A 15,379-nucleotide genomic window follows, 5' to 3' on the forward strand; every position below is an offset into this window, starting at 1 on the left:
CCTGTCAGCCCGGTCGGCCGCCTACCACCACGGCCCAACCCGCCAGCTCGCCGTTGGCGAAGCTGATCGGGCGCACCTCGCGGTCCTTGCCCGCCATCGGCTCCAGCCAGGTCTCCAGCGCTTCCCGGTCCCGGGCATGCTCGATCAACTCACGCTGTCGCAGCAGGGAGCGTGCGTGCTCCTGGCGCCAGTGCCCGAGCGCGTTGTCGGCGGCTTCAACGCCGGCCAGCCGGGCGCGCTGAAGCACTGCCATCAGTCCATCCCGGGTTTCCGCCAGCAGGTCGGGAAACAGTGCGCCCTCGATGCGCTGCTGCATCTGCTCAAGGATGCCATTGAAGCGGGCCCGCAGGTCGTTGGCTGCGGCATCCCGGCGCAACGCCTGCTGGCCTTCAGCGGTGGCCGACCGGGCCATCGGCTCGATCAGCCGGGCCACGATCTCCGGCAGACCCTGCGCTTCGATCCATTCCGCATGGGTCAGTTCCTCGCGGGCGATGCGCACCGGCAGTGCATCAATGTGGTGGACCAGGGCGGCGAATACACCCTCGGGCCGAAGCACCCGGCGCAGCTCCGCCAGCGCAGCCGCACCGGCGTACTCGACCCCGAACTGGCTCATGCAGAAGTCGAAACTGCCCTCGTCGAAGGGCAGGAGCTCGACGTCGACCCTCGCATGGACCTGCAAACGCCCGCGCTCGCCGGCCGGCATAGCCGCGATCCAAGGCGGTGCGATCTCGGCCAGATCGACGGCGTCGATCTGCGCGCCACGCTCGCGGAATGCCTCGTGGGCACAGAGCAGCTGGCTGAGCGGAGCATTCCCACAGCAGGCATCCAGCACGCGGGCTGCGTCGGGCAGTTGGGCGAATCGCGCCTCCCAGAACTCGCGCAGACTTCCGGCGTAGTTGCCGGAGAAGCTGCCCGCGCAGGAATGCAGCGCACCGCCTCGCCAATAGCTGCTCCAACTGTCGACCCGCGCCTCGCGGGCGCTGGGCAAGGTCGGGCCTGGGGGCGGGATCGTGGACATCGAAGGTACCGGGCGGCGGGAGCACCAGACTAACCGAGCCGCCGATCCGCCGGAATGCTGGCCGGGCCTCAAGTAAACTGCCGCCCATGAATAGCTCCCCCAGCGTGAACCCGGCCGGCCTGCCGCCGGCCCTGCAGCAGTTCCTGCAGATCGAGCAGCTGATCCAGAGCGGACAGCTCGCCACTGCCAATCAGCAGGTCGAAGGCCTGCTGCGAAGCCAGCCCGGCCTGGTACCGGCGCTGCTCTACAAGGCCGAGATCGAGCTGGCCTCGGGCCGGAATGGCGCCGCGCGGCAGTACATCGGCAAGGCCCTGGCTGGCCACATGGACAGCCCGCGGACCGCCATCCAGCTGGTGCGCATGCTCGCCGTACTGTCCGAGTCCACCACCATCCTCGAGATCGTCGGACAGCTGCCGCCGCCGATGTGGGATTCGGCGAAATCGCTGACCGAGATCGCCCAGGAGCTGAGCGTGCAGGGCGCCTACGTGCAGGCCCGCCAGTTCGCCGAGGCAGCGGTGCAGCGCGATCCTGACCACCCTCCCAGCCTGTACATGCTGGCGACGATCGAGGTCTTCTACGGCAACATGGCCCGCGCCGCCGAGCTGTGCGAACGGGTGCTGCGCTTCGTCCCCGGCGATCCCGGCACCCACTGGCTGCTGTCACGCCTGCGCCAGCCGGACCCCGGCCCGCGCATCGATCGCATCCGCAGCCTGCTCAGCCGGACCACGGATGCCGAAACGGTCTCCTGGCTGGCCTACGCCCTGCACAACGAATTGCATGACAGCAAACAGCATGCCGAGGCGTGGACGGCCCTGGAGCAAGGCTGCCGCGCCAAGCGCTCACTGCTCGACTACACCCAGTCGGGTGCAGACGCCCTGTTCGACGGGCTGTGCCAGTGGCGCGCCGAAGAGCTCGAACGCGGCGACGGATTCAGCGCAGGTGCCCTGCGACCGATCTTCGTGATTGGCCTGCATCGCTCCGGCACGACCCTCGCCGAGCGCGTGCTCGGCGGGCACTCGCAGGTTGCCGCGGGCGGCGAGACCTACGATATCCGCGCCAAGCTGCGTCGGGCCAGCGGCCTGCACTTCCCCAGCGAGATCGACTTGCGCGTGGTGCAGCATCGCGATCAGCTCAATTACCGCGCGATCGGCGAGGGTTACCTGTCGGGCATGGCCTGGCGCGCCCAGGGCAAGCCCATCATCACCGACAAGCTGCCCTCCAACTACTTCAACGTCGGCTTCATCGCCCGCGCCCTGCCCGAGGCCCGCTTCATCCACCTCAACCGCGACCCGATCGATGTCGGCCTGTCCAGCCTGCGCACCCTGTTCTCGCATGCCTGCCCGTACTCCTACGACCAGCAGGAGTACGTCGCCCATTACCGCCAGTACCAACGCCTGATGGACCATTGGCGCGCCCTGCTGCCCGAGCGCATCCTCGACGTGCGCTACGACGACCTGGTCAACGAGCCGGAACGCACTGCCTCGGAGATGGCGCGCTTCGTCGGACTCGATTTCGAACCGGCGATGCTGGATGTCGGCCGCAAGGGCGAGGCGGTTGCCACGGCCAGCAGCGTCATGATGCGCGACGGCATCCGCCGCGACCGCGGCAAGGTCTGGAAGGCCTACGAGTCGCAGCTGGCTCCGATGATCGAGGCGCTGCGGGCGGGCTGAGCGGGTGCCCATACTTGCCGCGCGAACGGCCAGTCTGGGCACAAAGTTCGCATTCGCCCCGGTGCATAAATTGGGCCGATGGTCTGTGGGAGTGCCCTTGGGCGCGACCGGGGAGTTCCACTCGGGCCGCGGTCTGTGATGAATCCGAAACGCCGCGGTCGCGCCCAAGGGCGCTCCCACAGTCGGGCTTCGTTGGGCGTCAGTGAGCCTCATAGGGTGTGCATGGGCGCACCGATACGGGCGCTCGGTCGGTACGCCCGGTGCGGCCAGCCGCACCCTATGAATGTCTTCTCTGCATCCTGAACACCCCTACCCCAGCGGCACGTTCGCCGGCTGTGCGCCTTCGTACTTGAAGCGTACGTTGAAGGCGACGGTGATGCGCATGTCGTCTCCGTCGTAGGGAAGCACCTCGTGCAGCAGCCAGGACGGAAAGATCAACAGCTCGCCCGGGTTGAAGCGGATCAACCTCGGACCCATGCCGTAGTGGTCACGCATGTGGGCATTGCCGTAGTCGAGGTACATGGTGTTCATGGCGAACGGGTTCAGCATCGCCAGCTTGCCGCTGTCGGTGTCCGGGTCATCGCCCTCATGACAGACGCAGTACACCCCGGACCAGGAATGCATCGGGTGGTTGTGCGCGCCGAAATAGCCGCCGCGGCGGGTAACGTGGAACCAGGCCTCATTGGCCGAGTGCAGTCGCTGCAGCGTGGCGTCGTCGTAACCGTTGAGTTCCTTGACGGTGCGGTAGACCGCAGCGAGGCAGAAGTCGCGCAGCTTCTGCACGCAGGGTTGCGGCCAGTCGAACAGCCTGAAGTTGCTCTCGAACAGGGCCTCGTTGCGCATCACGAAGGGCTCGGGATTGCTGTAGCGCTTGCCTTCCCGGGACTTGGCGATGAACAGCTCGCGAAGCTCCCGGTTGAGATGACCGCAGTCCGGCATCCGGGTCACGATCATGGGCACGGAAAAGGCGTTGGTCACCTGGAACATCGATCAGGGTCCTCTGTCATCATCATCGGATGCCGCGGCCGGGGCGGGGGCAGCGGCGCTCAGGGCCGCACAGGGTACCCCAGGGCGCTGGCCTCGTCGGCCAGCGGGGCCAGATGCGGTCCGAGCTGGGCGGCGTAGTCCTTCCAGCGGCCGATGGCCCGCCGGTACACCGGCTCGGCGACCTGCTGGTAGCTGTTGGTGGCAATCCGTCCACGCCCGGCCAGGCGCCGCGCAGGATCGAGGGCGCCGATATCCAGCACCACGTCGAGCCAACCCCCGAGCGCCTCCAGGGCCTGCGCCGGAGACTCCACCAGATGCTCATAGTCGAGGCGGTGATGCGGTGCGCGGAAATCGCTGGCCATGCGCCGCCATCGGGCCAGCAGGGCGGCGCAGGTCCGCGCCGAGGCATCCAGCGAGTCGAAATGGATGAAGGCCTCGGTCGGTACGTACTGCTGCATGAAGTTGCTCAGCATGACGTCGAAGGGATGACGGGCCACGAACAGGATGCCGGCCTCGGGGAACAACCAGCGCAGCGCTGGCAGGTCCAGGAAGCGGAGCGGGAGTTTGTCGACCACGACGCGCGGCGTGGCGCCCGGGATGAAGCGCTGGGCGAGATCGACATACTGGCCTCGCAGACGGGCAATCTCCGGGGCACCAAGATCGAGCAGCCCGTCCAGCCAAGGCTGCGGCAGCGCCTGCAGGACGCTCTCCACGGTCGGCTTCTCTTCGATGGCGGCGAAGCCCGGTTGGGCGTCGAGCACGGTGTCGAGCAGAGTGGTTCCCGAGCGCGGCAATCCGACCAGAAACACCAGGGAAAAGGGCAGCGGCGGAAGCGGTTCGTCGAATCCGCGCCGCAGCATCGCTCCGTTCTCGTCGAGCCAGGTGTCCAGCGCCGCAAGACGACGGTCGAAAGCGCCGGAATCGATCCCTCGGCGGCGCGGGCTCCGCGCAGCCAATCGATGGCCATTGTTGAAGGCCGAGATGGCCGCCTCGCACTCGCCGGCGCGATCATGCAGCAGCCCACGCTCGAACCAGTAGACCTGCGCATCGCGCGGCATCAGCCGCTGCGGCTGGATCTGCGCCAGGGCGCGGCGGGCCTGTTCAAGATCGGCGGCACGGCGGGAGATCTTGGCCGCCTCGATAAGCAGTCGCGGGTGGCCCGGGGCCGCGGCCAGCGCTTCGGGAAGCAGCGACCGGGCCTCGTCCACCCGGTTCGCCTGCTCAAGCAGGCCGATCAGTTCGGCCGCGGTATCCGGATCGCGCGGATCGAGCTCCCGTGCGCGGCGCAGATGATGTTCGGCCTCAGCATCACGCAACTGCTCGTTAAGCAGGCTGCCCAGATAGTAGTGTCCGGTGGGGCTGTCCGGGCTGAGCGCAATGACCCTTCGATAGCTGGCCTGCGCCTCTGCCGCCGCGCCCGCCATGTGCTGGCTGAGGCCCCGGTTTAGCCAGGCCTCTGGATCATCGGGACGCAACGACAGGCATTGGTCGAAGGCGGCCAGGGCCGCCTCGGGGCGCTCGCGAAGCAGTTCGGTGACGCCAAGATTGAACTGCGCGGCGTGCAAACCTGGCGCGGCGCGCACAACCGCCTGGTACTGGCTGGCCGCCTCATCGAAGCGGGCCAGCGCACGCAACACGTGGGCCAGGCTGCAGCGCGCCTCGAGAAAGTCCGGAGCAAGGCCGATCACCTGCTGGAGCATGCCCAGCGCCTGCTCCTGGCGACCGAGGTTGAACAGGGCCCGGGCCATGTGGTGCTGGGCCGTGACCGAGCCCGGATCGAGCTGCAGCGCAGCCTTGAACAGGGGGAGTGCCGCGGGAACCTCACCGGCCAGCATCTCGGCAACTCCCGCGGCGACCTTGGCCTCGGCCGGCGAGGCGGTTGCACTGGCCGCGAGCCAGCGACGGGCCCGTTCAACGTCGCGCGCAAGCACGGCCCGCTCCCTCAGCCGGATGGCGCAGGAAGGGTCGGTCGCCTCGGCCTCCCAGAGCGCGAGCGCACGATCCTCGTCGCCGGCGGCCACGGCTTCGTTCCCGGCCTGGAGCGTCGTTCGCGCCGGCCCTTGATCAGCGTGACTGTGCATGGCGCGGATTATCGCGGATCTTCGGCACCTGCTGCAGATCGCGCGGCCGAAAACCGCTGGCGGACCGCATCCTCGGCGCGGCCCCCACGGGCTACCTGAGGCCCAGAAAAAGAAAGGGCCCCGAGGGGCCCTTTCCGGTACAGCACTTCAACCGAACTTGATTAGAAGTTCTGGGTGTAGCGGACGTACGGCACGCGGCCGTAACCGTCATACAGGTTGAAGTTGAAGCCACGACCACCCGGATCCAGCGGGTCGAGCACCGGATCCTTGTCGGCGATGTTGTTCACGCCAACGGTGACCTTGCCGTTCCACGGCGCGCTCCAGGTCGCCTGCAGGTCGTGGGTGGTCCACGACGGCAGGGTGCGGCTGTAACCGTAGTCGCTGCCACCGCCACGCACGTTCAGGCCGGCGTTGGAGATGGTGCTGTCGACGTGGTTCAGGTTCCAGGCGAAGTTGAAGTCGCCGAAGGTCCACTGGGTAGCCAGGGTGGCGCGGAACTCGGGGTAGCCCGGGTCGTTGACCAGATTGCGGCCGCCGTCGAACGAGTAGTCATCGACATAGCCGAGCTGCAGCTGGTTGGCCAGCTGGCCCCAGTCAGCCAGGTCGAAGGTGGTGCGGATGTTGAAGTCCAGACCACTGGTCTCGAGCGTACCGCGGTTGGCGAAGCCACGCTGGATGTACAGGATGGCGCCGGTGCCCGGATCACGCGCGATACCGAGGCCGTTCGACGGCACCGGCGGGTTCACGTTGATCGGCAGGGTGCCCACGCCAGCCGGGCAGGGCTGCGCGCCGCTGGTGCAGCTGATGATCAGGGCCGAGGAGATCGCCGAGATGCGGTTCTCGATCTCGATGTTGTAGTAGTCAACCGACATGTTCAGCCAGTCGGTGGCATCCCACACCAGACCGAACGAGTACTGATCGGACTGCTCCGAGTTCAGGTTCGGGTTGGCGATCACGTAGGCGCTGATCTGGGTCTGGCAGCCCGGCGGCTGGCCGAAGGACACGCAGGTCTGCGGATCGTTGACGCCATCGGCCGAGAAGGTGGCCTGCTGGGTCAGGATGTCCAGGGTCGGAGCGCGGAAGCCCTGACCGTACGAACCACGCAGGGTGACCGTGTCCAGCGGCTGGAAGCGGACCGAAACCTTCGGCGAGGTGTCGGAGCCGTAGTCGCTGTAGTCGTCGCGGCGGGCCGCGATGGAGACCTCGAGGTTCGACATGATCGGCAGCAGCAGCTCGCCGAACAGGGCGTTGACGTCACGGTCGCCGGCAGCGGTGTTGCCCGCCGAACCCACGATCTGGCCCGAGGAGGACAGGGTGTCGTAGATGTCGAAGAACTCTTCCTTGCGGTACTCGACGCCGACCGCCAGGCCGGCGGTGCCGCCGCCCATCTCGAACAGGTCCATGTTGGCGATCGCGAACAGCTCTTCGAACTTGGTGCCCGAATCGCGGTTGATGGTGGCGATCATCGAATCAAGGACCGAACGCGGATTGCCGAACGGATCGTAGATGTTGTACCGGCCGCTGGCGATGAACTGCTGGGCCAGGCCGCCGACCACGTAGTTGCGACCCAGGTCGAGGTACTTGACCTCGGAGCTGCGCGCGCCGACGTCGAGGTAGACGTCGCCGATGCGGCCCTGGAAGCCAGCCTGGTAGTCGTAGGCCACTTCTTCGGTGAAGGTGTCACGGTTGCCGAGGGCGGCGAAGCGGTGACGGAAGAAGTACGGCACGGTGGCGTCGTAGCCGGCGTTCGGGAAGCGAACGGCCGGGTGGTTCGGCGAGCCGACCGGCAGGAACGGCTGGCCGCCCGGGAACGGCGAGGACGGAACCGGCGCGTAGCGGCCGAAGGTCTTCAGGCGGCTGACGGTCGCATTCAGGTAGGTCGACCAGTCGTCGTTGATCTGGTACTGGCCACGGGCGAAGGTCGACTCGTTGCGGACCTCGGCCTCGTCGGCGGCGACGAAGGTGAAGTCGTAGAAGCAGCGGCTGGTCGAGCCCGAACCGCCACGGAAGAAGCCGTTGCTGTTACAGGCGAAGCCCGGCAGCGCGGAACCGTTGGTCGGATGAGCGACGAAGGAGCCCGGGGAGAACCCGTACAGGGTGCCCGGAGCCGGACGCGCGTTGATCAGGTTGGCGCCGAAGGTGGACACGCCACCCGACGACCAGGGACGGTCGCGCTGGAAGATGATGCCGCGGTTGTTGTAGGAGATACCGGCCAGCATGGTGCCACGGTCGCCCGAGGCGCCGAAGATGATCGAGCCCTCTTCGGTCTCGCCGCCTTCACGCTTCGGGTTGCCCGCGCCGATGGTCATCTCGACGCCGTTGAAGTCCTTGCGGGTGATGATGTTCACCACGCCGCCGATGGCGTCGGTACCGTAGATGGCGGACGCGCCGTCGGACAGGATTTCAATGCGCTCGACCGCGGCCAGCGGGATCGAGTTCAGGTTCTGGCCCTGGCCCGCGGACGGGGCGATCGGGGCGCGACGGCCGTCGATCAGGATCAGGGTGCGCGCCGAGCCCAGGCCACGCAGGCTGAGGGCGGCGAAGCTCTGGGCCGAGCTGCCCGACTGCGGGCGGAACGAGCCGAAGCTGTTGAAGGTGGTGTTGCGGAGGAAGTCGGCAACGGAGATGTCGCCGGACACTTCCAGCTGCTGACGGTCGATCACGGTGACCGGCAGGGCACCTTCGACGTCGGCACGCTTGATGCGCGAACCGGTGACTTCGATGCGGTCCAGGGTGGCCGCGTCGTCATCCTGCGCGATGGCAGGAGCGGCAGTGAGGCCGAGGAGGCCCACGGCACCAGCCGCGAGGCCATAGCGCACGGCGTCGCTCAGCAGATTACGGTTGAAATTCATTCGTTCTCTCCAACGTCAGAGGATCAAACACAGTTCGGGACAAAGACCTTCCATTCCTTGGAAGTGCCGGGCGCACAGGGCATGACCTAGAGCAAAGACTCGGCAGCGCCGGAGTCTATCAACAAATATTTAACGGTGGAATCCCTGCAACGAGCCGTTGCTTTTGCGCAACAGTTTTCCCCGGAAACGAAAAGACCCGCTTTCGCGGGCCTTTTCAAAGCCATTGAAGGGAAAACTATTTCAAGCGAAACCGCACGTTGCCGGAAAACGACTCGAGGCGCAGGTCGGCTTCGCCAGCCCCCAGCCGGTGGTTCAAGCGGGCCCCGGGACCGTACTCCTCCTTCTCTACCTTGCCGACCGCGCTGTCGATGCGGCCGCTGAAGGTTTCGATGCGCAGGGCCGCCGAGGCGTCGCTGGGCAGGCTGACCACGACGTCCCCGCTGAGGCTGTTGATGACCGCGCGGGCGGCGCCATCGAGCGCGGCGTCGAGCAGCACATCGCCGGACACCACGCTGACCCGGGCGTCCTTGAGCCGGCCCTGCGGCTGCAGGTCGAGGTCGCCGGAGACCGACTCCGCCTTGAGCCGGCCGTTGACGATGCCGCGCAGCTCGATGTCGCCGCTGACGCTCTCCAGGTCCAGCTCGGTGGCCGCGCCAAGGTCCAGGGTGATGTCGCCGCTGACCGAATCGGCCTCGACCTCGGGGCTGGCCGAGGTGGCACGGACGCGGCCGCTGACCGTTTCCAACGACAGTCGCGGGCCATCGACGTTGTCGACCTCGATGCTGGCGCTGACCGTGGAGACGCTCAGGGAGACTCCGCGCGGCAGCTCGATCCGCAGATCGGAGTCGCCGACCGCGCCGCCGCCCCACCAGCTTCTCCAGCCCCCGCCCGACTCCGGGTAGTCGACCTTGATCTTCAGGCGGCGCTCATCCCCTTCCACCTCGAGCTTGCGCGCACCCTCGCCCAGCCGTCCGCGGATCACGATGCCATCGATGTCGCTGCCGGTGACGGTGATGCTGCCCTGCATGTTCTGGATCTCGACGCTGGCGTCGGCGTCCAGGCTCCGGCGTTCGTCGATGTCTTCCTGGGCGAGTGCCAGGGGGGCGTTGAGCGCCAGCAGGGCGAAGCAGGCCGCGGCGCGGGTCAGTGTGATGTTCATGGCGGGCTCCCGGTTGGACTCAGCCCAGCGCGACGCGCTGGCTCAAGCGAAGACGATGATCGTAGGTGCGGCGGAGCTGGTGCAGTAGCTCGACCGATTGCGGATGGCTTTCCAGCGCGATGTGCAGCTGCTCGGCCTGACGCTCCAGCTGGTCGGCGGCCCCGCGCAGCGCGTCCGGCAGCGGCAGGTGGCCGACCTCGGCCAGCGCCGCACGGTACTGCACCGACATCGCGTCTGCCTCGCGCACCACCTCGCTGGCAAACCGGGCCGGCCCGGCAGGCGCGACCGGTCGCATGAGCACGAGCAGGGCAGGCAGCGCGACCAGCAGGCTGGCGGCCATGGCCAGCGGCAGCCAGGGCGCGCGGCGGCGCACGGGCAGGCGCGGCGCAATCTGCTGCCAAAGATCGTGCGGCGGCTGGCGCTCGGTACGCAGGGCGCGAAGCGATTGGCGCAGGGTGAAGTCGTTCATGATCTGTGTCCTTCCAGTCTTTGCCTCAGCAGCTGGCGGGCGCGATGCAGCTGCGCCTTGGAACTGCCGACCGCCATGCCGAGCCCGCCGGCGATCTCATCGTGAGTCCAGCCCTCGATGTCGTAGAGCACCAGCACCGCGCGAGCCCGGGGCGGCAGGCTGGCCACCGCGCGATCCAGATCCAGGCCGACTCCGGGACTCGTCAGCGGGGCGGCGACCTGGGCAAGCGCGGCGTCGTCGGTCTCGCGGTCCTCGCCGGCGCTGCGTGAGCGCAGGTCCATCATCGCTGCGTTCACCGCCACACGGTATAGCCAGGTGCCGAACGCGGCCTCGCCGCGAAAGTCCGGCAGAGCCTGCCAGGCCTTGATGAAGGCCTCCTGGGTGAGCTCCTCGGCGCGTGCATGGTGGCCACCGACCAGGCGCCAGATGGCGCCGTAGACCCGGCCCACATGGCGCCGGTAAAGCTGTTCGAACGCGCGACGGTCCCCGCGCGCTGCGCGGCCGACAGCAGCGGCCTCGTCGAAGGCTTCCAGGGTGTCGGCGGGGGCGCTCACGACCAGCATGATCGCTTGGATGCCCGGAGCGGGGCGAGGGTTTAAACGGCCCGGGACCGCGCCGGGCGGATCCCGGCGGCAATGCCGACCGTGGCGAAGTGGATATCGACGATGTCCTCGACCTGTTCGGCATAGCCGCCGGCCATGGCCACGGCGACCGGAAGGCCCGCCGCGGCAAGGCGGCCGAGCACCAGGCGGTCGCGCTGGGCAAGCCCCGGCTTGCTCAGCGCAAGATGGCCCAGGCGATCACCGGCGAAGGGGTCGGCACCGGCGAGGTAGATCGCCGCTTCGGGCCGGGCGCGCTCGATCGCCTCGGGCAGCCAGCGGGCCAGCGCATCGAGATAGGCCGCATCACCCGTGCCGTCGGGCAGGGCCACGTCGAGATCCGATGGCGGTTTGACCGCCGGGTAGTTGCGCGCCGCATGCATGGAGAAAGTAAAGGTGTCGTCGTCGCCCGCGCAGAGCGCCGCGCTGCCGTCACCCTGGTGCACGTCGAGATCGACGATCAGCACCCGCGTGGCCAGCCCGTGGTGGCGGACATGGCGGGCGGCGACCACGGCGTCGTTGAACACGCAATACCCGCCACCTCGCGCATGCGCCGCGTGGTGAGTGCCGCCGGCCAGGTTGACCGCCACGCCGTCGCCGGCGATCGCGGCGCGCAGGGCGGCGATGGTCCCGCCCACCGAGCGGCGGGAGCGCTCGACCATGGCCGCCGACCACGGAAAGCCGATCCGCCGCATCATCGCCGCCTCCACCTCGCCCGCCAGCATGGCCCGCACGTAGTCGGGACAATGCACCCGGAGCAGGTCCTCGACCCCGGCGGGGGCCGGTTCGCGGAGGACGATGCCGAGCCTTGCCGAGGCGTCCGCGACGCGCTCATGGAGCAGCCGGTACTTGCTCATCGGAAAGCGGTGGCCTTCCGGCAGCGGCAGCTCGAAGTGATGGCAGTAGAAGGCATCCATCGGCCAAGGATGCCGCAGCGATGGCGAAGGCCGCAGCAAGGCCGGCGGACTCCGCCGACCAGGCGGGAGCCCGGATCAGGCGTTGGCGGCCCGGGCGACCGGACGGGGCGCCATCACGGCCAGCGCCGAGGCCACGCGGGCCTGCTCCTGGCGCAGGGCGGCCGGCATCCGCGGACCGAAGCCATCGAGGTACTCGCCGATCGAGAGCAGCTCGTGCTGCCAGGCCTCGACATCGACCTCGAGTAGGGTCTTGAGCGCGCCAGGCGCCATCGCCAGACCTTCCACATTGAGGTCGACCGCGTCCGGGACGATGCCGATCGGCGTCTCGCGCGCCGGCAGGCGTCCCTCGATACGGCCGATCATCCACTCGAGTACGCGCAGGTTGTCGCCAAAGCCCGGCCAGAGGAACTTGCCATCGCTGCCCTTGCGGAACCAGTTGACGTGGAAAATCGTCGGCAGCTTGAGGTCGGCGCGGTCGAAGCTCAGCCAGTGGGCGAAATAGTCGGCGAAGTTGTAGCCGCAGAAGGGCTTCATCGCCATCGAGTCGCGGCGCATGACGCCCACCGCACCGGTGGCCGCGGCCGTGGTCTCCGAGCCCATCGATGCCCCGACGAGCACACCATGGCGCCAGTCGCGGGCCTCGAACACCAGCGGTACCAGCGACTCCCGGCGGCCGCCGAAGACGATCGCCGAGATCGGCACGCCCTGGGGATTCTCGGCCTCGGGCGAGTAGCTCGGACACTGTTTGGCACTGACTGTGAAGCGCGCATTCGGATGCGCCGCCGGACCGTTGGCGCGGTCGAACGGGCGGCCTTGCCAGTCGAGCGCCGGAACGCCGTCGAGGCCTTCCCACCAGGGCTGGTTGTCGGCGGTGGTGCCGACGTTGGTGAAGATGGCATCGCGATCGAGCATCGCCAGCGCGTTCGGGTTGGTCTTGGCGCTGGTGCCGGGCGCCACGCCGAAGTAGCCGGCCTCCGGATTGATCGCCCACAGGCGACCGTCCGGACCGGGCTGCATCCAGCAGATGTCGTCGCCCACGGTCCACACCTTCCAGCCCTTCTCGCGATAGGCGGCAGGCGGGATCAGCATGGCCAGATTGGTCTTGCCGCAGGCGCTGGGGAAGGCAGCGGCAACGTAGTGGGTTTTGCCTTCCGGGTTCTCGATGCCGACGATCAGCATGTGCTCGGCCAGCCAGCCCTCCTGGCGCGCCTGGTACGACGCGATGCGCAGGGCGTGGCACTTCTTGCCGAGCAGCGCGTTGCCACCGTAGCCGGAGCCGAACGACTTGATCGTCAGCTCCTCCGGGAAGTGCATGATGAATCGACGGTCGGGATCCAGCTCGCCGGTCGAGTGCAGGCCTTTCACGAAGCGGCCTTCGCGCTCGATGCGCGCCAGCGCGGCCGCGCCCATGCGCGTCATCATGCGCATGTTGGCGACCACGTAGGGGCTGTCGGTGATCTCGACGCCGCAGCGCGCCAGCGGGGAATCGACTGGCCCCATGCAGTAGGGCACCACGTACAGGGTGCGGCCCTTCATGCAACCGGCGAACAGCGCGTCGATCTTCTCGTGGGCGGCTTCCGGCGCCATCCAGTGGTTGTTCGGGCCGGCGTCGTCACGGTCCTTGGTGCAGACGAAGGTCAGGTGCTCGACGCGGGCCACGTCGCCCGGGTCCGAACGATGCAGGAAGCAGTTCGGATGGGTATCGGGATTGAGCGGCAGAAGGATCCCCGCCTCGAGCATGCCCCGCTGCAGCTGCTGCAGCTCGGCGTCCGATCCGTCGCACCAGTGGATGGCGTCCGGCGTGGTGAGTCGGGCTACCTGCTCAACCCACTGGTTGAGCGCTGCGAGCTGGCTGGCCATGGATGGGCTACTCCTCGACCGATGGGTCGGCTGGACAGAAAACGGGGGAGGCTGGCGCGGTGGCAGCCGGCGGCGAGGCCGCGGATTCTACCATGCATACGTATGCAGATCGGGGCGTCGCAAGGCCGTCAGGGACACGCGGCAGGCACCGTCAGGCAGCGGGAATCAGGGTGGTCATGACATGCTCCACGTAGGTCTCGAACTCCTCGTGGTGGAGCCGGGGCTGACGCAGCTGCAGGGACAGCTGGAGGAAGCCGACATAGGCGGAATAGGTCAGCCGGGCTCGGTGGATGGCCTCGGCGCGCCCCATGCCGATCTGGCGGAAGGCCAGCTGCAGGTAGTCGAGACGGCGCTTGGAGACGCGCTCCATCACCGGCTGCACCACCGGGTGGTCGAGCGCCTTAAGCAACTCGCTATAAATAATGTGCGACTTGGCTTCGTGCGCGACCCGCCGGAACAGCTCACGCAGGCGATCCCGGGGGTCGGCGATGCCCTCGAGGCGGGCAAACACCTCTTCCAGCTCGGACTGCTCCCAGCGCTCCAGCGAAGCCCTGAGCAGCGCGTCCCGCGAGGGGAAGTGCCAGTAGAAGCTGCCCTTGGTCACCCCAAGGCGCCTTGCCAGCGGCTCGACCGCGAGTCCGGAGACGCCGCTTTCGGAAATCATGTCGAGACCACCCTGGGCCCAGTCATCGGCGGACAGGCGGCTATTGCGTTCGATCTTGCGTGCTGCGTCGGGCATGGGTGCGAAGTCTAACTGGCGGCAGGGGGCGCGGCGCGCCGCTCGGCGGACGGGTCTGTCACCGGACCGTCCCCGGACCTTCACGAAACTACCATACTCTGGCGTATTGACAAGCGCGGGACGGCTTTCCATACTTTGGCGTATGGCCGCATGTCCCGACCAGCTCGACCCCTGCCCCACGCCCGTACGCGTCGACGCGGCGGACGGCGTCGCATTGCGGCTGGACCGCTGGTCCGAGCGCGGCCAGCCGGTCCTGCTCACGCACGGGTTCGGCCAGACCCGCGGCGCCTGGTCGGCCAGCGCGCGGCGCCTGGCAGAGCTGGGTTATGCGCCCTGGACCCTGGACGCGCGCGGCCATGGCGACAGCGGCCGCAACCCGCCCGGACGCGGATACGCCTTCGAGCAGTTCATCGAGGACGCCCGCGAGGTTTCGGCCCGCCTGCCCGCCCGTCCGGTCCTGGTCGGGGCCTCGATGGGCGGACTGATCGGCATCATGGCCCAGGCACGCTACGCCAGCTTTTCTGCGCTGGTCCTGGTCGACATCACGCCGCGCTGGGATTCACGCGGCGTCGAGCGCATCCTTGGTTTCATGGGAGCGCATCCTGACGGATTCGAAAGCCTGGAGGCTGCCGCGGACGCGGTGGCGGGCTACCTGCCACACCGCCCGCGCAAGACGCCGGACGCGATGCGCGCCGTGCTTCGCAGACGTGCCGATGGCCGCTGGTGCTGGCACTGGGATCCGCGTCTGCTCGAGGACATCGGGCGCGCCGGGGAAAGCGCCCAGCACGCGCTCAGCGAGGCGGCGCGCGAGATTTCGGTACCTACCCTGCTTGTGAGCGGCGGTCGCAGCGACCTGATCGGCGCCCAGCATGTGGAAGAGTTCATGCGGCTGGTGCCGCACGCGCAGCATCGGCGCATCGATGACGCCACCCACATGGTGGCGGGCGATCGGAACGATGCCTTCACAGACGCCATCGTGGCGTTTCTCGACGCCGCGGCCCCCGCCGCGGCAGCAACCGGAGCGTAGT

General features: G+C 68.1%; 12 protein-coding genes. 2 read left to right on the forward strand and 10 right to left on the reverse strand.

Features of this window, described 5'->3' with window-relative positions:
- Positions 1-4: 4 nt before the first annotated feature.
- A complete protein-coding gene (locus tag M0G41_RS00430) occupies positions 5-1,018 on the reverse strand; it encodes a class I SAM-dependent methyltransferase (protein WP_248204100.1) in 1,014 nt (337 codons plus the stop codon).
- An 86-nt stretch (positions 1,019-1,104) separates the two neighbouring features.
- Here M0G41_RS00430 and M0G41_RS00435 point away from each other — a divergent pair, with 86 nt between their 5' ends.
- Positions 1,105-2,688 (forward strand): tetratricopeptide repeat-containing sulfotransferase family protein, encoded by a 1,584-nt coding sequence (locus tag M0G41_RS00435; protein WP_248204102.1) that lies wholly within the window; start codon positions 1,105-1,107, stop codon positions 2,686-2,688.
- A 309-nt stretch (positions 2,689-2,997) separates the two neighbouring features.
- On the opposite strand, the gene M0G41_RS00440 is transcribed toward M0G41_RS00435, so the two are convergent.
- The 9 genes from M0G41_RS00440 to M0G41_RS00480 form a co-directional block, all read right to left on the reverse strand.
- A complete protein-coding gene (locus M0G41_RS00440) occupies positions 2,998-3,675 on the reverse strand; it encodes a putative 2OG-Fe(II) oxygenase (RefSeq protein WP_248204104.1) in 678 nt (225 codons plus the stop codon).
- Between the two features lie 59 nt (positions 3,676-3,734).
- Positions 3,735-5,696, reverse strand: coding sequence for a tetratricopeptide repeat-containing sulfotransferase family protein (locus tag M0G41_RS00445; protein ID WP_248204105.1), 1,962 nt, complete (start codon positions 5,694-5,696; stop codon positions 3,735-3,737).
- Positions 5,697-5,917: 221 nt separating this feature from the next.
- Positions 5,918-8,608 carry a TonB-dependent receptor plug domain-containing protein gene (locus M0G41_RS00450; RefSeq protein ID WP_248204107.1) on the reverse strand — a complete coding sequence of 897 codons (2,691 nt, stop codon included), beginning with the start codon at positions 8,606-8,608 and terminating at the stop codon, positions 5,918-5,920.
- A gap of 235 nt (positions 8,609-8,843) precedes the next feature.
- Positions 8,844-9,767 (reverse strand): DUF4097 family beta strand repeat-containing protein, encoded by a 924-nt coding sequence (locus tag M0G41_RS00455; protein WP_248204108.1) that lies wholly within the window; start codon positions 9,765-9,767, stop codon positions 8,844-8,846.
- Positions 9,768-9,786: 19 nt separating this feature from the next.
- Positions 9,787-10,236, reverse strand: a complete 450-nt coding sequence (locus M0G41_RS00460; RefSeq protein ID WP_248204110.1) for a hypothetical protein — start codon at positions 10,234-10,236, stop codon at positions 9,787-9,789.
- Positions 10,233-10,799: an RNA polymerase sigma factor gene (locus M0G41_RS00465; RefSeq protein ID WP_425511215.1), complete on the reverse strand. Its 567-nt coding sequence runs from the start codon at positions 10,797-10,799 to the stop codon at positions 10,233-10,235. Before M0G41_RS00465 ends, M0G41_RS00460 begins: the two co-directional genes overlap by 4 nt.
- Before the next feature lie 32 nt (positions 10,800-10,831).
- Entirely contained in the window at positions 10,832-11,752 is a 921-nt protein-coding gene (locus M0G41_RS00470; RefSeq protein WP_248204114.1) for a histone deacetylase family protein, read from the reverse strand.
- A gap of 75 nt (positions 11,753-11,827) precedes the next feature.
- The gene (locus tag M0G41_RS00475) at positions 11,828-13,612 is read right to left on the reverse strand and encodes a phosphoenolpyruvate carboxykinase (GTP) (RefSeq protein ID WP_248204116.1); all 1,785 of its coding nucleotides are present in this window, start codon (positions 13,610-13,612) and stop codon (positions 11,828-11,830) included.
- 151 nt (positions 13,613-13,763) lie between these two features.
- On the reverse strand, positions 13,764-14,351 hold the full coding sequence (locus tag M0G41_RS00480; RefSeq protein WP_248204117.1) for a TetR/AcrR family transcriptional regulator: 588 nt from the start codon (positions 14,349-14,351) through the stop codon (positions 13,764-13,766).
- Between the two features lie 142 nt (positions 14,352-14,493).
- On the opposite strand from M0G41_RS00480, the gene M0G41_RS00485 reads away from it, so the two are divergent.
- Entirely contained in the window at positions 14,494-15,378 is an 885-nt protein-coding gene (locus M0G41_RS00485) for an alpha/beta fold hydrolase (protein WP_248204120.1), read from the forward strand.
- Position 15,379: the final 1 nt, after the last annotated feature.

Source organism: Pseudomarimonas salicorniae, from assembly GCF_023156535.1.
Classification (GTDB): domain Bacteria; phylum Pseudomonadota; class Gammaproteobacteria; order Xanthomonadales; family Xanthomonadaceae; genus Pseudomarimonas; species Pseudomarimonas salicorniae.